Origin of the sequence: Propionimicrobium lymphophilum DSM 4903 (genome assembly GCF_000423485.1) — a bacterium.
GTDB lineage: Bacteria > Actinomycetota > Actinomycetes > Propionibacteriales > Propionibacteriaceae > Propionimicrobium > Propionimicrobium lymphophilum.
Map to the genome: position 1 here is coordinate 83,368 of NZ_AUIB01000005.1, position 20,788 is coordinate 104,155.

Annotated in this window: 21 protein-coding genes; 7 read left to right on the plus strand and 14 right to left on the minus strand. The window is 60.7% G+C overall.

Annotated features, from left to right (window positions below; translation table 11 throughout):
• Positions 1–25: 25 nt before the first annotated feature.
• From G556_RS0103800 to G556_RS0103815, 4 genes are all read right to left on the minus strand, one after another.
• A complete protein-coding gene (locus tag G556_RS0103800) occupies positions 26–802 on the minus strand; it encodes a lysophospholipid acyltransferase family protein (protein ID WP_016455170.1) in 777 nt (258 codons plus the stop codon).
• Complete coding sequence (locus tag G556_RS0103805; protein ID WP_028821816.1) at positions 803–1,570, minus strand: SDR family NAD(P)-dependent oxidoreductase; 768 nt, start codon at positions 1,568–1,570, stop codon at positions 803–805.
• A gap of 112 nt (positions 1,571–1,682) precedes the next feature.
• Positions 1,683–1,943: a hypothetical protein gene (locus G556_RS0103810; RefSeq protein ID WP_155941735.1), complete on the minus strand. Its 261-nt coding sequence runs from the start codon at positions 1,941–1,943 to the stop codon at positions 1,683–1,685.
• Between the two features lie 138 nt (positions 1,944–2,081).
• Positions 2,082–3,275 carry an acetate/propionate family kinase gene (locus G556_RS0103815; RefSeq protein ID WP_028821818.1) on the minus strand — a complete coding sequence of 398 codons (1,194 nt, stop codon included), beginning with the start codon at positions 3,273–3,275 and terminating at the stop codon, positions 2,082–2,084.
• Positions 3,276–3,405: 130 nt separating this feature from the next.
• On the opposite strand from G556_RS0103815, the gene G556_RS11010 reads away from it, so the two are divergent.
• A complete protein-coding gene (locus G556_RS11010) occupies positions 3,406–3,993 on the plus strand; it encodes a class I SAM-dependent methyltransferase (protein ID WP_028821819.1) in 588 nt (195 codons plus the stop codon).
• Positions 3,994–4,350: 357 nt separating this feature from the next.
• Complete coding sequence (locus G556_RS0103830) at positions 4,351–4,575, plus strand: hypothetical protein (RefSeq protein ID WP_016455165.1); 225 nt, start codon at positions 4,351–4,353, stop codon at positions 4,573–4,575.
• Between the two features lie 56 nt (positions 4,576–4,631).
• Here G556_RS0103830 and G556_RS0103835 read toward each other — a convergent pair whose 3' ends face one another.
• Positions 4,632–6,398 (minus strand): glycoside hydrolase family 3 protein, encoded by a 1,767-nt coding sequence (locus G556_RS0103835; RefSeq protein ID WP_028821821.1) that lies wholly within the window; start codon positions 6,396–6,398, stop codon positions 4,632–4,634.
• A gap of 204 nt (positions 6,399–6,602) precedes the next feature.
• Here G556_RS0103835 and tpx point away from each other — a divergent pair, with 204 nt between their 5' ends.
• A complete protein-coding gene (gene tpx, locus G556_RS0103840; RefSeq protein WP_028821822.1) occupies positions 6,603–7,106 on the plus strand; it encodes a thiol peroxidase in 504 nt (167 codons plus the stop codon).
• A gap of 37 nt (positions 7,107–7,143) precedes the next feature.
• On the opposite strand, the gene G556_RS11015 is transcribed toward tpx, so the two are convergent.
• A complete protein-coding gene (locus tag G556_RS11015; RefSeq protein WP_051176645.1) occupies positions 7,144–7,722 on the minus strand; it encodes a hypothetical protein in 579 nt (192 codons plus the stop codon).
• A 133-nt stretch (positions 7,723–7,855) separates the two neighbouring features.
• On the opposite strand from G556_RS11015, the gene G556_RS0103850 reads away from it, so the two are divergent.
• From G556_RS0103850 to ppgK, 3 genes are all read left to right on the plus strand, one after another.
• Complete coding sequence (locus G556_RS0103850; RefSeq protein WP_028821823.1) at positions 7,856–8,356, plus strand: PH domain-containing protein; 501 nt, start codon at positions 7,856–7,858, stop codon at positions 8,354–8,356.
• Entirely contained in the window at positions 8,353–9,864 is a 1,512-nt protein-coding gene (locus G556_RS0103855) for a PH domain-containing protein (RefSeq protein WP_028821824.1), read from the plus strand. Before G556_RS0103850 ends, G556_RS0103855 begins: the two co-directional genes overlap by 4 nt.
• A gap of 73 nt (positions 9,865–9,937) precedes the next feature.
• Complete coding sequence (gene ppgK / locus G556_RS0103860) at positions 9,938–10,744, plus strand: polyphosphate--glucose phosphotransferase (protein ID WP_028821825.1); 807 nt, start codon at positions 9,938–9,940, stop codon at positions 10,742–10,744.
• A 143-nt stretch (positions 10,745–10,887) separates the two neighbouring features.
• Here ppgK and argS read toward each other — a convergent pair whose 3' ends face one another.
• Positions 10,888–12,522: an arginine--tRNA ligase gene (gene argS / locus G556_RS0103865; protein WP_028821826.1), complete on the minus strand. Its 1,635-nt coding sequence runs from the start codon at positions 12,520–12,522 to the stop codon at positions 10,888–10,890.
• Between the two features lie 73 nt (positions 12,523–12,595).
• On the opposite strand from argS, the gene G556_RS0103870 reads away from it, so the two are divergent.
• Positions 12,596–13,909: a UDP-glucose dehydrogenase family protein gene (locus G556_RS0103870; RefSeq protein WP_028821827.1), complete on the plus strand. Its 1,314-nt coding sequence runs from the start codon at positions 12,596–12,598 to the stop codon at positions 13,907–13,909.
• Here the strand turns inward: G556_RS0103870 and G556_RS0103875 are convergent.
• The 7 genes from G556_RS0103875 to G556_RS0103905 all read right to left on the minus strand — a co-directional run bounded on the left by G556_RS0103875 (position 13,906) and on the right by G556_RS0103905 (position 20,620).
• Entirely contained in the window at positions 13,906–14,571 is a 666-nt protein-coding gene (locus G556_RS0103875) for a SanA/YdcF family protein (RefSeq protein ID WP_051176647.1), read from the minus strand. The two genes, G556_RS0103870 and G556_RS0103875, sit on opposite strands and share 4 nt — an antisense overlap.
• Positions 14,572–14,654: 83 nt before the next feature.
• Positions 14,655–16,328 (minus strand): glucose-6-phosphate isomerase, encoded by a 1,674-nt coding sequence (pgi, locus tag G556_RS0103880; RefSeq protein WP_028821829.1) that lies wholly within the window; start codon positions 16,326–16,328, stop codon positions 14,655–14,657.
• A 103-nt stretch (positions 16,329–16,431) separates the two neighbouring features.
• Entirely contained in the window at positions 16,432–17,412 is a 981-nt protein-coding gene (locus tag G556_RS11020; protein ID WP_051176649.1) for a C40 family peptidase, read from the minus strand.
• Between the two features lie 207 nt (positions 17,413–17,619).
• Entirely contained in the window at positions 17,620–18,501 is an 882-nt protein-coding gene (locus G556_RS0103890) for an ABC transporter substrate-binding protein (protein WP_028821830.1), read from the minus strand.
• 9 nt (positions 18,502–18,510) lie between these two features.
• On the minus strand, positions 18,511–19,194 hold the full coding sequence (locus tag G556_RS0103895) for an ABC transporter permease (RefSeq protein WP_028821831.1): 684 nt from the start codon (positions 19,192–19,194) through the stop codon (positions 18,511–18,513).
• A complete protein-coding gene (locus tag G556_RS0103900; protein WP_028821832.1) occupies positions 19,191–19,826 on the minus strand; it encodes an ABC transporter permease in 636 nt (211 codons plus the stop codon). Before G556_RS0103900 ends, G556_RS0103895 begins: the two co-directional genes overlap by 4 nt.
• Entirely contained in the window at positions 19,823–20,620 is a 798-nt protein-coding gene (locus tag G556_RS0103905; RefSeq protein WP_016455140.1) for an ABC transporter ATP-binding protein, read from the minus strand. The genes G556_RS0103900 and G556_RS0103905 overlap by 4 nt, the downstream gene beginning before the upstream one ends.
• Positions 20,621–20,788 lie beyond the last annotated feature (168 nt).

Consider the following 20,788-nt stretch of genomic DNA (forward strand, 5'->3'; position numbering starts at 1 on the left):
TGCCGAACCTGCTTTTGGGGCTCGTCTATGTGCGCTTCTTCTTTTTCTCCGCGGCCCGCTTTTTGCCCTTGGGCCCCGCCTCGAGCGCGGCCAGGTTGGCCATCTCCAGTTGGGTGGGCATGTTGTATGCGCGCGCGGTGGAATCGTGCAGCTCAATAACCTTACGCCGGATTCGCTCGCTGAAGGCGTGCGCCACCTCGCCGGGCTGCGGACGAAGCGGGTTACCGTATGTGACGTATACGTCAGGACGGCCCGATTTCCAGCGTTTGTTCTTCGCCGGCCAGGCCGCGAACGCGCCGACTAGCGCGGCAGGGACCACCTGACAGTTAAACGATATGGCCAGAGCCGCGGTGCCCGGAGAGAACGGCCCCATGGCACCTGTGCGGGATCTGGTTCCCTCAGGAAAAATCATCAGGGGGATGCCGTCGTTCAGAAGCTGCTTGGACATTCCCCGGTGGCTGCGGGTCGCGCCTCGGTTCACCGGGTATGCGTTCATGAAAAGCTCGACGGTTGCCGCACTAAACCTGTTCGTGAAGAAGTAGTCGGCGGCCGCGCCTGTGGCTATCTTCTTGGAGAGCCGGGCAGGCAGCGACGTCATCAGCAACGGCCCGTCAAAGTGCGATGAGTGGTTCGCCACCAACAAGAAGGGCTCTTCGACGCCCTTCAACAGTTCGGTGCCGGAAACGTGCACGCTGATGGCCGTGTTCAACGCGGGCTTCAGCAACCCCCGCTGTGCACCCATCGAGGCCAATCGTTTCAGGGGCGACTTGAATCGGCGTCTGCCGCCACCGTAGTCGCCCATCTACTTAGCCTTTCGCGAAGAACGTATTTTCCTTGACACAAACCTTGGCAGAGCCGCTGGGCCGTGGTTCAGGAACCAGACGGCCAACCGCCACTGCAGCTTAGGCACCACTAATACTTTACCCGCCTTTGCACCCTTTAACGCAGCCCGGGCAACGTCCCGTGGCTCATTCCAGGCCCAACCGGGCAGATTGGGGCGTTTAACCCCCGCTCGTGCGTGCAGCTCGGTCTTCACCCAGCCGGGGCAGACGACGGTGGCCTGCACGCCAGTATCCGCCAGCTCGTCGGCGAGCGCCTGGGTATATGTGACGACCCAGCGTTTGATGGCGGAATAATTCCCCTTGATGATCCACGCGGAGACAGACCCGATGTTGATGATGGTTCCCTTGCCGTTCTCGACCATCGAGCGGCCGGCTGCGTCGGTGAGCAGCAGCACGGACGTGGCCATGACGTCCATTGCTCGCCGCTGGAGGTCGGTGTCGCCGCCGATCAGCGGCTCGTTGAGGCTGAACCCCGCGTTGTTGACCAGCACCTCGACGGGATTTTCCCGCAAAAATTCTTGAATTTTATCGACGTCCCCGCGAACCCCGAGATCCCCGGGCAGCACCTGAGCCTCCACCCGATAGCGACCATGCAAGTCGCCAGCCACTTCCTTGAGCCGGTTTTCGTCTCTGGCGACGAGCACCAGGTCGTAGCCTTCGCTGGCCAGTTCGACCGCGAACGCGTGTCCGATGCCCGAAGTTGCTCCGGTGATCAGTGCTCTTGCCATACGTCTAAATCTACCTGCCTAAGGGGACTAGCGTGCATTTGGTTCGGTACGTAAAGGCCGGGTGGGCGTCATCCACGCCAACCCGGCCTCAAACTCTTTTTTTACTTGTTTTTTATTCGCCAGGCAACTTCGTCTCGGCTTCAGCCTTCGCTAGTTTCTCCGGGTCGTCGCGCAGATCTTGGTCGGGGACGACGGCTGCAGTGCGCAGGGTGAACGTCGAATCGTGGCGCTTCACGCCCTCGGTTACGGTCTCCTCCAGCACGACGGCCCCACCGAAAACTTTCCTGTCAATGCCCGACTGCTTCTTCACCCTGGGCTTGTGCCTTAGCTCGTTGATCTCATTCAACATCTGAGTTGATTGGCGTCTGGACACTAACTGCTTCTCTCTTAATTCGACACTCTTAAACCAGACTTGACCATAAACAAAAAGCGCCCGACTTTGAGGTCTAGGCGCTTTGTTGCTTCGCCCAGGGGGAGCCCTACGGGCCCCTCCTAGACACTTATTTTTTGATTACTTGCTGATCAGTGCCAGGGCCTGACGCGCCATGGCAAGTTCCTCGTTGGTGGGGATGACGCAGACCTTAACCTTGGAGTTCGGGGTGCTGATTACACGTGGGGACTTGCTGCGCTGCGCGTTGGCCTCCTTGTCCAGCTCCACGCCGAACAGGCCGAGGCGCTCACAGGCCATCTCACGTATCTCGGCGGAATTCTCGCCGACGCCCGCGGTGAAGGTGATGGCGTCGAGGCCGCCCATGAGGGTGGCGTAGGCGCCGATGTAGAATACCAGGCGGTGGATGTAGACGTCGAGGCCAACCTTGGTGCGCTCGTCGCCGGAGTCAGCGGCCTCCTGGACGTCACGCATGTCGGTGTGACCGGTCAGACCAAGCATGCCGGACTTCTTGTTCAGCTCGGTGTCGATGCGCTGAGCGTCCCAGCCGAGCTCACGGCTCAGGTATGCGACAACACCCGGGTCGATGTCGCCGGAGCGGGTGCCCATAACCAAGCCGGCAAGCGGGGTAAGGCCCATGGAGGTCTCGACGGCGTGGCCGGCGTCCACCGCGGAGATGGATGCGCCGTTACCCAGGTGGCAGACGATCTGCTTCAGATCGTCGCGGCCGAGCAGCTTAGCGGCCTCGCCGGAGACGAACTGGTGGCTGGTGCCGTGGAAGCCATACTTGCGGATCTGCAGCTTCTTGGCCAGCTCGGTGTCGATGGCGTAGGTGTGCGCCTCTGCGGGCAGGTCGGCAAAGAACGCGGTGTCAAAGATGCCGACATGCGGCACGTCGGTGAGCAGCTTTCGGGCGGCGTTGATGCCCTCGATGCCCGCCGGGTTGTGCAGCGGAGCCAGCGGCGACAGATCCTTCATGGCGTTCACGACTTCTTCGTCGATTAGAACGGGGGCGCTGAACTTTTCGCCGCCGTGAACGGTGCGGTGTGCCACTGCCACGGTTGCCGACAGGTCAGGGCCGTGCTCGTCGAACAGCTTGAAAACGGTGGCCAGCGCAACCTCGTGGTTGGGCAGATCCTGGTCAACATGGAACTCGCCGGTCTCACCACTGAGCACCTCGTGGTCTACGGTGCCGGTGGTGCCGGTAGCGATTCGCTGCACCAGGCCCTTGGCGAGCACCTCCTCGGTCTCGGTGTCGATCATCTGGTACTTGATCGAGCTGGAGCCGCAGTTGAGTACGAGAATGGGCTTAGACATACAACGCCTTTCAATTAAAAAGTGGGTTCCGCTTCAGAATATCGTGCAACGGCGTCAATCGGCACCCCTACGGCTCGGGTGGCACTTATGTGTAGGGGTTGGCGCGCGTTTGTGTAGCTAAGATTGGCTCATGACCCATCCGTTTTCTGATCTCTGGAACGACGACACCGAGCTTTACCCGCAGATTGCCGAGCTCGTCGAGGGACGGCGGACCATTCTCGACGCCGGCTGCGGTGACGGCTCTCTGGCTTACTACTTGGCGGGTCTTGGTCACGAGGTGATCGGCGTCGACAACTATTTCATCGGGAGCCCGGAGGACCTGCCGGAAGAAAGCGACCGGGCGCACTTTTTGCTAGCCGACGCCACCAATCTGCCGTTCGGGTACGACTCTTTCGACGCGGTGGTTTCCGTCTCCATGTTGCACGAGACGAATGCGGCGCTCGCCATCGGTGAGATGCGCAAGGTGCTAAAACCAGACGGTCTCATCGTGATCGCGGATTCGGTGAAGCTGAACCCACTGGGCGCGCTTTCTACCGGCATTCGGCGGGCATGGGTTGGACGCGGCAAGACGCCCAAACCCGCCGACACCATCAAGCCCGACCTGGGCTGGGCGAAGTCCCGCGAGGTCGTGGCCAGCGGTCTGCCCGGCTGCACCTGGCGGAAGGTCGGCAGCGGCAGGTTCATCGCCACCTGGCAGCGCGATAACAATCTGGGTTAGAGAGCGCGACTGCTAGGCAAAATGCCTAGCCTAGAAGCATGGGCGCGGCGAAAAAATCAACACTTTGGGTAGTCACTGGGACAGAGGGTTTCCTGGGCAATAACGTCGTGTGGCAATCTCAGCATGCCAGCCACGAACTGGCCAGCGAGGAGTTGGGTCACCAGACCCGTCCCCTATCCCAAACCATCGATGACCAGGTGCGATGGCTCTTTCGAATTAAGAAAAGGCGGCTAACCGGCTAACCGTGGGTGAACAACCGATGACGAATTGGCGACATGGCTAGCCAAGACCCTGACAACCTGCAAACATGGAAGCCTGGCTTCGCGTCGGACGCGTTTAACCAAAGATTGGAAGAGCATGGCTGATCGACTCGATTTTTTGAACGGCGTGACCAAGCTGCACGGCTTCTACACCGAACAGGTTCGGATGCTCGCGCACGCCTACGATCTGAAGCTCGAGGACGCCGCCATGCTCCTCGACCAGTACGGCTACCACAACGTTGCGCGGGCGATTCTGGTTGAGCCGCAGTCCGACGAGCCCGAGTCCAAGGACCTACACGAGGCCAAAGGCCGAAAATCTTAGAGACAAAAATGTGGGGACGGCTCGTGTGCGTGCTGTCCCCACATTTTTGTCTAGACCTAGATCTTTGTGTCGGGCGTGCCGCAGAAAGCGTCGACGCTGGAGACACCCTTGAACTCGCTCTTGCCTTCTAGTTTGTCGACCAGCGCTTCGAGTGTGAAGTCCTTGTCGTCATAGGCGTTAATGTAGGTCTTCACCTGCGGGACGTCGACCAGCGCGAACGGCGTGGAGACGGAGGCGTAGATCGTCGGCAGCTCGTGGATGTACCACGGGATGTCGACGGTTCCCTTCGTCGCCGGCCACATAACGCGCTCGAACGGCTGCATCATGCCGTCGATTTTGGCGATGCACAGCACCAGGTCGTATTTGTCTGTCAGCGCGGCGATCGGGGCCTTAGACGCGTAAATGTTCTTGACCGCCTCGGCCTGCTTCTCGGGGCTCATCTCGGCGAGCTTGTCGAATAACGACTCGTGAATTGTGACGTCGTAGCCGCGCTCTTCCAGCAGCTTGCCGACCTTATTCGCCGGGTGCTCGACCGCCCCACCGCCGCCGAAGCCGCGGGAGATCGGGTTGGGCGCGCTAGAGACCGGAACAACCAGCACCCGCTTGAACTGCGTGATCGGCAGGTTCTCGGGCTGGGCGTTCTTGACCAGCGTGATGGCCTGATCGGCCAGGTCGACGGCCAGCTGCTTATTTTCGGGCAGACCAATCTTCGCCATCGCCTCTTCCTTTGGCGGCAAGATCTGCTCGCGCGGGGTCTTGTGCAGACCGAGGCGGGCCTTCAGGCCAAGAATGCGCTCGAGGGCCTCCTGCAGACGTTCCTCGGTGATGACGCCATCCTTGTAGCCCTGCATCATCCACTCGAAGTCCTCGTCCGGATCGTTGAAGAACAGGAAGAGGTCGCAGCCGGCGGCGATGGCGTGCGGCAGCAGATCGCGACGGGCCATCGCGCCCGTCAGTCCAACCATGTGCGATGCGTCCGTGACGACCACGCCGTTGAACCCCATCTTGCCGCGCAGCAGATCGGTGAGCAGTTCGTGGCTCAGCGTCGCCGGCAGCAGATCTTCATCACGCACGTCCGGATTGAAGTGCTTCTGGTAGCTAGGCAGCATGATGTGGCCGGCCATGATGGACGGCAGCCCGTCGTCGATCAGGCCCCGGTACACCTTGCCGAACGTGGCATCCCACTCTTGGGTCGAATACGAGTTGATGGACGCCGAAAGGTGCTGGTCGCGATCGTCGATTCCGTCGCCGGGGAAGTGCTTCGCAGCAGGCATGATGCCGGACTCCATGATGCCCTTCATGTAGGCGCGGGAGCATTCGAGGACGTAGTCCGGGTCGGCACCGAAGGTCCTGTTGCTGATGATCGGGTTGCGCCAGTTGCGCATGATGTCGACGATGGGCGCGAAAGACCAGTTGCAGCCGATGGCGCTGGCCTCTACGCCTGAGACACGACCCATTTCATAGGCCCATTTTGAGTCGTTGGATGCGCCAACCTTGATCTCGAAGCCGACGTACGTGCCGTCGGTGCAGGCGCCGTTTCCGCCCGCCTCGGTATTGGCGGCGATGAGTAGCGGAATCTTGCTCTTGGTCTGCAGGATGTAGTTTTGCTCCCACACTTCCTCGGCCGTGCCGGGGTTATAGCGGACCGCGCCGATGTGATAGTCATCCAGGACGCCGGTGAGGTATTCTTCTGTCCTCTCGGCACCCATGTTCACAAAGAGCTGGCCGATTTTCTCTTCGATCGGCATATTTTCGATGGTTTCGCGCACCCACTTGATGTCCTCGTCGGCGAGGTTAAAGGGCTTGGCGGAAAGATCAACCATGACTCTCCTTAAGATCTAGTTTGTGTTTTAAGGCTAACCAGACCAAGGACCTAAAACCCGATGTTGCCAATCATTGTGTCGGGGCGCCTCGAAGCCCAAGTCGGTTCACATGCCCTGGTGACATTTTCGAACGACGGGCGCTGGCCTTAGGATCAATCCACCCAAAAGCCTGCATTATTTTGAATTATTCGAAATAATGTGGACATGGCTAATATTACTTTTGATTCCAAACCCGTTACCACCGTGGGCGAACTGCCTACCATAGGCACCAAAGCCCCCGACTTCGCGCTTGTTGACAACGACCTCAACGAAATCAAGCTCTCCGATTACGCAGGCAAGCGCGTCCTGCTGAGCATCTTCCCCAGCGTCCAGACCGGCGTCTGCGCCATCGCGCTGCGCAACTTCAACAAGGCCGCTTCCGAGCTAGACAATGCCGTCGTCATCAACGTCAGCAAGGACCTACCTTTCGCATTCGCTAACTTCTGCGCGGCAGAGGGCATCGACAAAGTTGTGACAGCCTCCGCCTTCCGTTCCAGCATCGGCGAGGATTACGGCGTAACCATGGCCGACGGCCCACTCATGGGTCTGCTTTCCCGCGCGGTAGTCGTGCTGGACAGCGACGGGGTAGTGCTCTACACCCAGCAGGTACCCGAGATCGGCACCGAACCCAACTACGACGAGGCGATAAAGGCCATCAAACAGGCCTAAGCGCACATAAAAATTGCCCGGGAGACCGGGCAATTTTTTAGCAGTTTTTCGAGACGAATTCCTCGATCTTTTCGGTCACCAGGCCGGTATCCTCCAAGACGCTCCGCCAGTCGCGGACCAGGAAGGAGTGATCCCTGCCCTCAACCTCGACGATCTCGCCGCCGGTGGAACGGGCCGCGTCTGTGTCCCAATAGCTGTCGCTCGTGCCCCCGATCAGCAGCCGGGGAGCCGTGGATGCCTTGATGTCATCGACCACCTGGGCGTCGTTCAGGACAGGGGTAAACCAGACCGCAGGCACCGAATTCTCAGCTGTCCACTTGGCGCCCATCGAACCGATGGACTTGGCGACGACCAGCTGCTGCTTCGCGCCGGCCTGCGCGGACATCTCAGCTAGCGCCTCGTTCACCAGGGAACGAATTTCCTCATCCTCGAGGCCCATCATGTCGATGTCGGCATACCAGATGGTCCAGCCGGCGTCCCTTAGAGCCAGCGCCGGGAAGATCAGCCCAGGAAGCGGGAAAGCGTAACGTTTGCCAGGCAGGAAAAGTGCCGCCTTGCTCGAATCGGCGTTCGGCAGGTTTCGCTGCCACTTTGTGATTGCGTACCTTTTAGCCATATCTAAAACATATACCCACTTCGAAAAAAATCGGCAGCCGCGGTCCACTTATTTTTTAGCGGCTAGGTATATAAAAACTCGATAAAACGCTAAGCTTTTTGCCCACGAACATCTACCAACGACGGAGGATTCCGTGTCCGATAAAACCGACGATCTTTTTGCGCCGCCCGGCGAAAATTGGATTGCGCTCGATGCGCGATACCTGACCAAACGCAGAATCGACGTGCTCACGCAATGGCCTCTCCTCCTGGTGCCAATAGTGGTGGTCTGCTTCATTTTTACCCCCACCTGGCTGGCAGCGGCAGTTTTGCTCGCCGCGCTGATCTTCTTGGGCTACCGCGTCTGGCGCCAGAAGGCCCTCTACCAGGCATGGGGCTATGCGGAGCGCGACTCCGACCTCTACATCAAGCACGGCATTTTCTGGCGCAACCTCTCGATAGTTCCCTACGGCAGGATGCAGGCCATCGAGATCACCGCGGGGCCGATCTCCAGGTGGCTCGGGCTGGCAAACGTCGAACTTGTCACGGCAGCCACCGTCTCCGGCGGGACGATTCCCGGAGTTAACAAGGAAGAGGCGCAGCGGCTACGCGAACGTCTGCTGGCCAAGGGCGAGTTGCAGGCGGCCGGTCTATGAGCACCACCGATTTCCCGCCACCCACCCCAGACGAGGAAGTGGTGGACATCGAGCAGGCAGCGGCTAGTCCCGAAGCAAAGGTTGCAGAGCGCCCGCACCCGCTCAGCCCGATCGTCGACGGCTGGCTTTTCCTGGTGGCGGTCGTCATCTACTTCGGCCAGGACGCTTTTCAATCTCTGCTGAGTGGCGACATTAAGCTGTCCGAGATCGGCGTGCTTGGCAAGGATTTCTGGATCCCCGCTCTCATCACTCTCGGCGTTTTGGTGCTGGCAATCGGCTTCGCCTTCGCGAACTGGTGGTTCACCCGTTTCGTGATCGACGACGATGAGGTGCGCATCGAACGCACGTTCATCGCGCACCAGTCCCAGAGAATCGCGTTCAGCAAGATCCAGTCCGTGGACATCAAGCAGCCGCTGGTTGCCCGGCTCCTCGGCCTGGCCGCGCTGAACATCGACGTCGGCGCCAACGCGTCCAAGAAGATCCAGTACCTGAAGCGCAACCGCGCATACAAGATGCGCGACTTCCTGATGGCCAGGGCGAACCGTGCTCAGACCTCTACGAGGGGCTTCGTCGCCCCGCCTCCGCAGGCAGCGGGTGCCGCTCCAGCCGCCCAGGCCAGCGCGCTGAGCAAACCGGGCGTGCTCGAGGACGTTCTGGGCTACGACCAGGTGATCGTGCGGGTTCCCGTCGGGCGCCTGATCGGCTCTCTCGTGCTTTCGACGGGCACGATCTGGGGTATCGCGTTCATCGCCATCTTCGTCGCGCTGGGGCTCCTGATCCCCGGCGACGCCGCTGGGCTTTCCTTGATCGGCCTGCTCCCGGCTGCTTTCGGCTACATCGGCTGGCTACTCAAGGAACTCAAGGAGGGCTTCAACTACTCCCTCACCTGGACTAGCTCGGGGTTGAAGACCACGCACGGCCTGACCGAACTGATTTCCCGTTCCGTGCCCGTCCACCGCATCCAGGGCGTCCAGATCAGCCAGCCGCTGCTTTGGCGCCTGCTGGGTTGGAAACGGGTACGCATCGACGTCCTCGGCCACGGCATCAGTAGCGACGACGCGGGCGGCGGGATCCTGCTGCTGCCCGTCGGCAGCGACGACGAGGTAAAACGCGTGCTCGACGTCGCCATTCCCCAGCTCGAGCTGGAGACGATCCAGATGCGGCCCGCGGGCAAAAAGGCCCGTTGGATCCGCTGGTTCGACGCCCAGACCTTCACCTGGGGCTTCAACGACAAGGCGATCGTGGCCACCGGCCACATTCTTACGCACAAGGTGGATATCGTACCTCACGCCCGCGTCCAAGAGGTTCGCTTGAGCCAGGGCATCCTGCGGCGCTTACTAGGGTTGGCGGACGTCAAAGCGGAAAACACGTCCGGGCCCGTCGACCTGTGCGCGAAGCTGCTGGACGCCAAAGATGCCAGAAAACTGGCGCTCGCCGAGCCGCAGATGATGCGAACCGCGCGCAGCGAAATGTTGGCCAACCCGCAAATCGAGCCGATAACGGCGTAGTCAGAGGGGGTGTCCTTGGAAATAGTGCGCTACCGCTATTAAAGGATGCCCTTTCGACCACTACAATGCTGGCATGACTGAAATTCTTGGCATCGATATCGGCGGCACCGGCATCAAGGGTGCCCTCGTCGATCTGGATCGCGGCGAGCTCACCAGCGAGCGCATCCGCATCCTGACTCCAAAGAACTCCACACCAAAGAATTGCGCGGATGTGGTCGCGAAGATGGTCCACAAATTCCGAAAGCGCCTCGACCCGGAGGCCCCCATCGGAATCGCCATCCCCGGCCCCATCGTGCACGGCACCGTCATGTTCATGGCCAACCTGCACAAGAGCTGGGTTGGCGCCAACGCCGACGATCTGTTCAGCAAGAAGCTCAAGCGCCCCGTCTACCTGTGCAACGACGCCGACGCGGCAGGCTTCGCTGAGGCCCGCTATGGCGCGGCGAAGGGCGTCAACGACCTCGTCATTGTGACGACGCTGGGCACCGGCATCGGTTCGGCGATCATCTACAAGGGCCACCTGATTCCCAACACGGAGCTGGGCCACCTCGAGATCGACGGCCACGACGCCGAAACCCGCGCCTCTTCGGGGTATAAGACGAAGAAAAAGTTGAGCTACAAAGAATGGTCGAAGTGCCTACAGCGCTACTACGACGAGCTCGAGAAGCTATTCTCTCCCGACCTGATCGTCGTTGGCGGCGGCATCAGTAAGCAGGCCGACAAGTTCCTGCCGCTGCTGAAGCTTAGGCCACGCATCGTCGCCGCGAAGCTGGAGAACCAGGCGGGAATCGTTGGCGCCGCTGCCCTCGCCGCAGAGCGTATGCCTGGCTACTCGCTGCCTTCGATGACGAACAACGAATGGTATAACTCCGCAGATTAAGCATAAGCAGGCGGGTGCCGCTTTTTCGTGCCCGAATATCTGCCAAATCCAACTCGCTAACCCACCCACGGAAAGACCGAAGTTCCCTGACTAGGGGTGTTGCAAAACGGCTCCCCGAATCAGGGATTAGCGAGTGTGATTTGTCACATTCTTTCCGGCGCGACGATGCCAAGCAGGCCCAGGCCCGCGGCCAGCACCTGCTTTGTGGCGGCCACCAGGCCGAGACGGCTGGCACGAACCTCGTCGGCGCTCTTTAGCACCGGACACTTCTCGTAGAACTTCGAGAACTTGTCGGCCAGCTCGTAGAGGTAGCCGCATAGCTTGTGCGGAGTCAGATCGGCGGCGACGACGTGGACGGCGTTACCGAAGCCGCTCAGCTGCAGAGCCAGATCCTGCTCTGCCGGTTCCGCGAGCTGCCCGACCTCGCTGGGCTGGAAGCCGCGGGCCTCGGCCTCGCGCAGAATGTTCGCGCAGCGGGCGTGCGCGTACTGCAGGTAAGGGCCGGTGTCGCCACTGGTGGCCGTCATGCGCTCGACGTCGAAGACGTAGTCCTTCTGAAGACCGGAGCTGAGGTCGGCGTATTTGATCGCCGCAAGCGCCACCTCCGGGGTGGCGTTCTTCTCGGCGTCGTCAAGCAGATCGTCAAGGTGAACCGCAGTGCCTTCGCGGGTCTTGAACGGCTTGCCGTCGGGGCCGAGCACCATGCCGAAGCCGACGTGTTCGGCCTTGACGGAATCGGGCAGATAGCCGGCCTTTCGGGCCACGGCGAAGGCTAGCGCGAAGTGGTTGGCCTGGCGGGCGTCCGTGACGTAGATGATGCGATCGGCTTTCAACTCGTTGACGCGGTAGCGGATGGCAGCGATGTCCGTGACGTCATAGCCGTAGCCGCCCGCAGAGTTACGAATGATGGCCGGAGCGTCGAAACCGTCAACGAAGACTACGAGAGCACCCTGATCCTCGACGGCAATGCCACGGCTCTGCAGATCCTCGGCAACCTGGTTGAGAAACTCGTTGTATGTGGACTCGCCGGCCAGATCGCCGTCGTCCAGCAGCACGTTCAAGCGGCGATAGGTGTTGTTGAAGCCGGCCTTGCTGATCTCGATAAGGCGTTCCCAGATCTTCCGGGTGTCCTCGTCGCCGCCCTGCAGCTTGACGACGCGAGCGCGGGCGCGGTCGGCAAACTCCTCGCTGGAGTTCAACGACTCATTAGCGCGCTTGTAGAGCTCCTCGGCGCCGGCTAGGTCTAGCGAACCCAGATCGAGATCTTCGTCGATGATCCGCTCGATGAGCATGCCGAACTGGCGTCCCCAATCGCCGATGTGGTTCTGGGCGATGACATCCTCGCCGGTGGCGGAAAGCACCCGGTTGAAGCAGTCGCCGATGATCGTCGAGCGCAGGTGGCCGACGTGCATCTGCTTGGCGACGTTAGGGCTGGAGTAGTCGATCACGACGCGCTCCGGCTCGGCTACCTGGGAGATGCCGAGATTCTCGTCGGCGGCAAGCTTATTGACGGCGGCTGCCAGCACCGAGGTCTTCAGCCTGAAGTTGATGAAACCGGGGCCCGCGATGTCTGGGGTCTCGCACAGGTCGTCGATTTCGAGCTTATCCACGATGCGCTGCGCTATTTCTCGGGGCGGCACGCCCTCGGTCTTGGCCAGCCGCAATGCGACGTTGGACTGGAAGTGGCCGAACTGCGGCTTGGTGGCAGGCCGGAGTTCAGGGTCGACGCCTGCGACGGCCTCGACGCGCTCGGAAAGTAGTGCGGGCAAAGAAGTCATAGAGTTATTGTTCCACGACTGACAAGGTTGAGGCCATTAAGCTTCTAGTAGGAGTTTCTAGGCGAGGAAAAATATGCGAATTTCTGTCATCGGATGCGGCTATCTGGGCGCGGTGCACGCTGCTTGCATGGCCAGCCTGGGCCATGAGGTGATCGGCGTCGACGTGAACGCCGCCAAGGTCGCCAAGCTCAACGCGGGCGAGCCGCCGTTCTTCGAGCCGGGCTTCAAGGAAATACTTTCCGAACAGGTGAAGTCCGGACGTCTCGCCTTCACTTGCGAGTACGCGGACGCGGCAGATGCCCAGATCAGCTTCATCGCGGTCGGCACCCCGCAGTCTTCGTCACGAAACGCTGCGGACATGAGCTACGTCGAGTCCGCGCTCGACGGGCTGCTGACGAACTTGACCGGCGACGAACCGAAACTGATCGTGGGCAAATCGACGGTGCCGGTCGGCACAGCAGAGGCAATCTCACGCCGCCTAGCAGGAAAGAGCCTGCTGGTGTGGAATCCGGAGTTTCTGCGCGAGGGCTTCGCCGTCGACGACACCTTGCACCCGGACAGGATCGTCTATGGGCTACCCGCTGACCCAGACGACGCAAAAACCGCCCAGGGGCTCCTGGACGAGTGCTACTCCCGACTGCTGGCTGAGGGTATCCCCCGTCTGTTGACCGACTATGCAACAGCAGAACTCGTCAAGGTGGCCGCCAACAGTTTCCTCGCCACAAAGATCAGCTTCATCAACGCGATGGCAGAGCTGTGCGACGCGTCCGGTGCAGACGTCACCAAGCTGGCGGAGGCCATCGGCTACGACGATCGAATCGGCAAAAAATTTCTGCGCGCGGGGCTCGGCTTCGGCGGTGGCTGCCTGCCTAAGGACATTCGGGCGTTCATGGCCAGGGCTGGCGAACTGGGAGTCGAGCAGGCGCTCACCTTCCTACGCGAGGTGGACACCGTCAACTTGCGCTCCCGCCAGCGTGCCGTCGAAATAGCCAAAGAGATGGCCGGCGGCACTTTCGTCGGACGTCGGGTGGCCGTTCTGGGTGCCGCGTTCAAGCCCAACAGCGACGACCTGCGCGACTCCCCCGCCCTGGACATCGCCCAGCAGATTTCGGCCAGGGGCGCCGACATGGTGATCACCGACCCGCAAGCAACCGACGGGCTGCGAGCCAAGCGCCCGAACCTCTGCGTAGTAGACACGGCAGAAGAGGCTATGCGCAACGCCGATGTCACCGTGCTCGGCACCGAGTGGCGCGAATATGTCGAATTAGATCCTGCCGAGGCAAAAATCTGGGTGCGCCAGCCGAATATCCTCGACGGCAGAAACGTCCTGGATGCTGCGGCGTGGCAGGCCGCCGGGTGGAACTACCGCGGAATCGGACGCCGCTAGCGAGGCCTGGCCAGCGCGTCGGCAACCTCCGAGCTGGGCTCGCCGACGTCCGGGGTGTGGTCGAAGATGGCGTTGATCATCAGCTTGACGTTCGCCCCAAGCTCTCGGCGCTGATACCTGTTGTAGGCGTCATTTTTGATCTTGATGATGTCCGCCGACCCGATGGCGTCAACACCCTGCAACTGGCAGGCAGCAACCGTCCTGGGCAGGTGGTAGTCCTGGCTGACCACGGTTAGCTGTTCGACGCCGAAGCGCCGCTTGGCCACCGCACACGACGTGTAGGAATTGTCGCCGCCCTCGTCAAGCACGATGTCGCGGTAATCGACTCCCTGCTCCATCAGATACGAGCGCATGGTCTTCGGCTCGTTGTCACTGATCGAGCCCGAAACGATCAACACCTTCGCCTTGCCCGAGTGGTAGAGATCGGCGGCGACGTCGAGGCGACCCTTCAGATATGGCGAGGGCCTGTCGCCCCACACGGAAGCGCCCATCACCATCGCCACGTCCCTGGACGGCGTCTCCTCAACCGAGTAATAGATCCGACCACTGGACTCCGCCAGCACGACGGCGAGCGGAACGATGAAGACCAGCGCGGCGATGATCAGCACGGCCAAGATCACGCGCAGCAGCCCGAAGCCGCAACCACCAGTCTTTTTCGCCATGCGAACAGTTTAATCGCCGGACAGAAACGTCAAACAATGAAAAGCGGGAGGAGACCATTTGGTCTCCTCCCGCCGCTACCGTGTTAGTTTCGATTATCTAGATAATGCTCGATCAGGTTCTGCGTGGAACCGTCCTGCTGGGCAAGCACCTCGCGGTCGCCGTCGATGGCTGGCGCGATCTGCTTGGCGAGCACCTTGCCAAGCTCGACGCCCCACTGGTCGAACGAGTTGATGCTCCACACCACGCCTTCGACGAACGTGATGTGCTCGTAGAGTGCGATCAACTCGCCGAGAACTCGCGGAGAAATCTCCGGGACGAGGATGCTCGTCGTTGGCTTGTTGCCCGGGAACACGCGGGCAGAGACGATCTCTTCCGCGGTGCCCTCCGCACGGACCTCGTCGGCAGTCTTGCCGAACGACAGCGCGGACGTCTGCGCGAAGAAGTTGGACAAGAACAGGCCGTGCACGTCGGTGCCGGACTCGCTCAGTGCGTGTGCCGGGTTGATCGGCGCGATGAAGTCCGCCGGGATCACCTTCGTACCCTGGTGGATCATCTGATAGAAGGCGTGCTGGCCGTTGGTGCCAGGCTCGCCCCAGAAGACTTCGCCGGTCTGCGTGGTGACAGGTGAACCGTCCCAGCGGACGCGCTTGCCGTTCGATTCCATCGTCAGCTGCTGCAGGTATGCCGGGAAGCGGTGCAGATACTGCGAATACGGCAGCACGGCGTGAGTCTGGGCGTCAAAGAAGTTGTTGTACCAGACGTTCAGCATCGCCATCAGCGCCGGAACGTTCTGCTCCAGCGGTGCAGTGCGGAAGTGCTCGTCCATGGCGTGGAAGCCGGCCAGGAACTCCTGCCAGTTGTCCTTGCCTAACGCGATCACATCGGCCAGGCCGACGGCCGAATCGACGGAGTAGCGTCCACCGACCCAATCCCAGAAGCCGAACGCGTTCTCACGCTTGATGCCGAATTCCTCAACCTTGTCCAGGGCGGTGGACACCGCAACGAAGTGCTTGGCGACGGCCTCCGCACGCTGTTTCTCGCTGTCGCTGATGGCGTTCACCGCGCGCAGCGAGTTGATGAGCCAGTTCTTCGCCATGCGGGCGTTGGTCATCGTCTCGAGCGTGGTGAAGGTCTTTGAAGCGACGATGAACAGCGTCGTCTCCGGGTCAACGTCGTGCGTCTTCTCGTACATGTCGGCCGGGTCAATGTTGCTGATGAAGCGGCACTCGATGTCGTTGAGTTTGTACGGCTTCAACGCCTCGTAGACCATAACCGGGCCGAGGTCGGAGCCGCCGATCCCAATATTGATGATCGTCTTAATCTGCCTGCCGGTGACGCCCACCCAGGAACCCGAGCGCACCTGCTCGGCGAAGTCGTAGACGCGCTCCAGGGTCTCGTGCACTTGGTCGACGACGTTCACGCCGTCCACCATCAGCTCGTCGCCCTTGGGACGACGCAGAGCGGTGTGCAGCACTGAACGCTGCTCCGAGGTGTTGATGATCTCGCCGGCGAACATTGCGTCGCGACGTTCCTCAAGCTGAACTTCTTTGGCCAGCCTGACCAGCATCTCGAGGACTTCGTCAGTCAGATAATTCTTCGAAAAGTCGACGTATAAATCGGCGGCCTCACGCGAGAAACGCTTGGCCCGCTCCGGGTCCTCTTCGAACCACTTGCGGAAATCTACGTAGAAGCTTTCAGCGGTGCGGGAAAGATCGCTCCAAGCCGATGTCGTCGTCGGGTCAACAGGTGTCTGCATAGCCAACAGAGTAGTAGGAGAACGAGCGACGCGGAACAAAGTTGCCAAATAAAAACTGATGCCCCCTAGTGTCTAGGGGGGGCATCAGTTAAAAAGTATGAATCTAGATAACGCGACGGGCTGCGGTGATGCCGCCTGCCAGAGCGTTAACGCCGATCGGGATGCCAGGGGCCGAAGCCTCTACAACCTGACCGTTGCCGATGTACAGAGCCGCGTGGCCACCACCGTAGGAAATGATGATGTCACCGGGCTGCAGATCGGAGGTGGAAACCGCAACACCTGCGGTCGCCATGCCGAATGAGGTGCGGGGCAGGGAGACACCAGCGGAGGCATAGGCGGCGTAAATCAAACCGGAGCAGTCGTATCCGGCAGGACCGGTGCTGCCCCAGATGTAGGGCTTGCCGGACTGGGCCAGTGCGAATGCGACGGCTGCGCCTGCCGCACCGCTAGCCGGAGCCGAGGAGTAGGTGACGGGCCTGGCCGCTGCAGGAGCTGCAGCGTTGTTGGTGGCCTCTGCACGTCGGGCGTCGGCCTCTTCGCGAGCGCGATCCTGAGCTGCAGCCTCTTCAGCAGCTTTTTCCTCGGCAGCCTTGTCGTCTGCCGCCTTCTTCTCGAAAGCCGCGGTGACGCGGGTCTCGGTGTCGTCGTCAACTGCGCGGTCGCTAGTGGTCTCGGTTACATCCAACAGCGTGCGCTCGGTTGCACGGGTTACCTTGTTGGCGGTGCGGTCGCCGGTAAGGGTTGCGGTGGTCGCCTGGGGGCGATCGGCCGCGGAGGAAACCTGCAGGGCACCCGGAACGACGAATACGGCGGCGGCAGCCATGGTGGCCGCGGTGGCCATCAGCTTGCGGGCGCGTCCGCTAAGGCCGGTATTGTCGGCGCTCAGGCGGATCGGGTCGGTGAGGGTCTGCTCTACTGCAGGAACCGTCATGTCAACCGCGCGGCGTGCGGTTTCGACGGAGGAAAGATCAATGCTCATTACGTTCAGCACGCTATCGTCGGCAGCTGCCCGACGTGCGGCACGGGCCGGCAAAGTATCGAAGTCGTTAACGGCTTCGTCGATAAGGGCGCGGCGTGCGGTCACTTGGTTCTCCTGTACGAATAAGACTTAAGAAAGTTCAGCTTCGAAGTGGAAGCTGAGATAAATATAAGAGCAATCCTGAGAAAATTTCAAACTTTGGCAACTTTTCTAAGAATTTTTTACATTTCTTTCTTAGCAAACCGAAGGGGTGGGTGATCGGTTACCACGAAAGACACTACCCTACCTTTTTATATATGCCCCAATCAGAGACTATTTATTGATGCTTCGCAGCCACTCTTTGGCAATGTCTGCGCTGGAGCGCTTGTCTCTGGTGGAGGCAAGATTCATGTTCACCAAGTCCTCGGTGGTCAGCTTCTTAACTATCGGTTCGATAATCCCGCGAAGCTCGTCGGCCTTTTCTGCCTGCACGATCGGCACCACGTTAGAGGCTAGGAACATGCCCTTGGGATCCTCCAGGGTCACCAGGTTGTAGGTCTTGATACGCGGTTCGGCGCTGAAAATGTTGGCGACGTCCACATTTCCTGCGGCGAGTTCCTCGGGGGTGGTTTCGCCTGTTGCGACGAACTCGACATCAAGGCCATAGACGCTTCTTAAGCCTTGGGGCCCATAGGGGCGCCCCTCCAGCTCCGGCTTGCCGCCAACACGCACCTTGCCGATCTTCGCAAGATCAGCAATTGTCTTCACCTGATTTTTCTCTGCGAACTCAGCCGTGACGTTGTACGAATCCTGATCGGCGGCCGGAGCGCGGTCGTAGGCCACGAGGTTGTCGGGCAGCGCCTTGACCAATTCATCGTAGACGGCCTGAGGCTCCGTCACCGTGGTGTCCGGCTCGAGGGCCTGCAGCAGGTTACCGGTGTATTCGGCGAAAAGCGTGATGTCACCGTTCTGCAGTGACGGCAAGTAGGCGTCGCGCTTGCCGATGTTGAAGCGCCTGTTCACCTCGAATCCCTCAGCCTCAAGCGCCTGGGAAAAAATTTCCGCCAGGATCTCGTTGGAATAGTAGGCGGACGAGCCAACGGTTATGGCGTCGGTGCTGGAACCCGATTCGAAGGGGTCGTCGTTTGCGCCGCAGCCAGTAAGCAACAGCGCCGCGACAGACGCCAAAACGGCCAGTTTGCGAAAGATCTTCATTGTTTTTTCCTATTCATTAGCCGGCTGCAGCCGGACACCTTTCGGGATAGCCAGGCGCCTGACCAGCGCCATCGCCACGTCGGCGATGACCGCCAGCGCGACCGTCACGAGCGACGCCCCGAGCACCTGGTCGAAGCGCCGCAACGCAATGCCCTGAACGATATAAAAGCCGAGCCCCCAGGCACCGACGTATCCCGCGATTGTTACCGAAGCGATGATTTGCAGCAACGCCGTGCGCAGCCCGTTGAACAGCAGAGGCAGCCCGAGCGGGGCCTCAACCTTGAACAAGACCTGTGCCTCGGACATGCCTATCGCGCGAGCCCCGTCGACAGTCGTTTTGGGTGCCGCCTCGACACCCGAGTAGGCGCCAGCCAAGATCGGCGGCACGGCAAGCAGCGTCAACGCGGCGTAGACGGCTAAGGCTTTGCCGTCAACCCCGAATAGCACGACCAAAAACAGCACCAGACCGAACGACGGCAGCGCGCGAGCCGCTCCCGTCGCCGAAATCACCAGGTTTCGAGCGCGTCCAGTGTGACCGATGAACCAGCCCAGCGGGACGGCGATGGCCGCCGCTATCAGCAGAGAAAGAAGGGAGAATCCGAGATGCGTAGATATTGCTTTGCCCATCGGCAGCACGCTCTGCGCCAGCTGATCAGAGAACATCCAGTGGAATGCCTGCTCAAAAAGATTCATTTGACCACCGTCCATGGCAAAAACATGCGTCCGGCAAGTGCCAGCAGGCGGTCGAGCGTCAAAGCCAGCACTAAACAGGCGACGACGCCCGCGAGAATCTCTTCAGGTATCTGGCGCTGGTAGCCGTTAGTAAATAGGTAGCCCAGGTTCGTAGCCCCGATCAGGGCACCGACCGTCGCCAGCGAGACGGTGGTCATGGTGGCAACCCGCAACCCCGCCAGGATGACCGGGCCGGCCAGCGGCAGCTCGACCCGCCAGAACCGGGCAAACGTGCCGTAGCCAACCGCCTTGGCTGCGCTCAGCGTCAAGGCGTCTATGGAACGAAAGCCATCGGCCGCATACCTGGTGAGCAGCGCCGAAGCATACAGGCACAACGCGATCATCAGGTTGATCGGCGACAGGAAGCTGATGCCGAGCAGCGGCGGCAGCAGCGCAAAAAGGGCCAGGGACGGGATGACGTAGAACAGCCCGATGAAGCTGAGCAGCGCCCCGCCTGCCACCTTCATGCGGTTGGCCAGCCAGCCGAGCGGGATCGAGACGAGCAGGGCTGCAGCAATCGGAGGCAGGCACTGCCCCAGATGAGCGAGCGCGAGCTCGAAGATCAAGCTCAGGTTGTTCGTTATCCAATTCATTCGAGGACCACTCCGCGGGTGCGCCCTGTGGCGTCCTTGACGATTCCGCCCTCCAGCCGGAACTCTCTGGAGCCGTTGGTAAGGCCGACGAAGTCTCGCACGAAGTTGTCTGCAGGACTGGCGATTATCTCGTCGGCGGTTCCGGCCTGGTGAATCTTGGCTCCCTCACCCAGGATGACGATCTGATCGCCCAGTTTGAATGCCTCGTCGATGTCGTGGGTGACGAAAACCACCGTCTTGGAGAGTTCCGACTGCAGCCGGATAACCTCGGCCTGCAGCTCGGCCCGCACCACCGGATCGACGGCCGCGAACGGCTCGTCCATCAGAAGAATGTTCGGGTCGGGGGCCAGCGCCCTGGCGACACCGACGCGCTGCTGCTGACCGCCGGAAAGCTGCGCCGGATAGCGATCGCCCACCGATGGGTCCAACCCAACCAGCTCCATCATCTGACGGGCGCGCTCTGCTGCCCCGGAGCGCGGGGTTTTCTGCAGGCGCAACACAGAAGTTACGTTGTCGATGACTTTCAGGTGCGGCAGCAGACCGCCATTTTGCAGGACGTAACCGATGGAACGACGAAGCTGCACCGGCGAACCGCTTGAGACGGGGGTGCCGTCGATCTCGACGTCCCCCTTTGTGGGCTCGACCATCCTGTTGATCATCCTCAGCAGCGTGGTCTTTCCGCAGCCGGATGGACCAACAAAAACAGTGGTTTTATGCGAGGGCAGTTGCAGAGAGAAATTCTCCACCGCGAGGGTGGAGCCATATCTCTTCTCGACGGACTTGAATTCGATCATGGGCGTGGGGCAGTTTCTTGGACGGTTTTCACCATTGAGCACTTCCGGCAGAGGTGAAACCAGCCTATCAAGGCCATCAATGCCTCTGTCATAGGCGATGAGTTGAGGAGAGCAATCCTCCTATTCTCCTCCTGAAATGCAACACCCCCAGCCAAACATCCAGTTGAC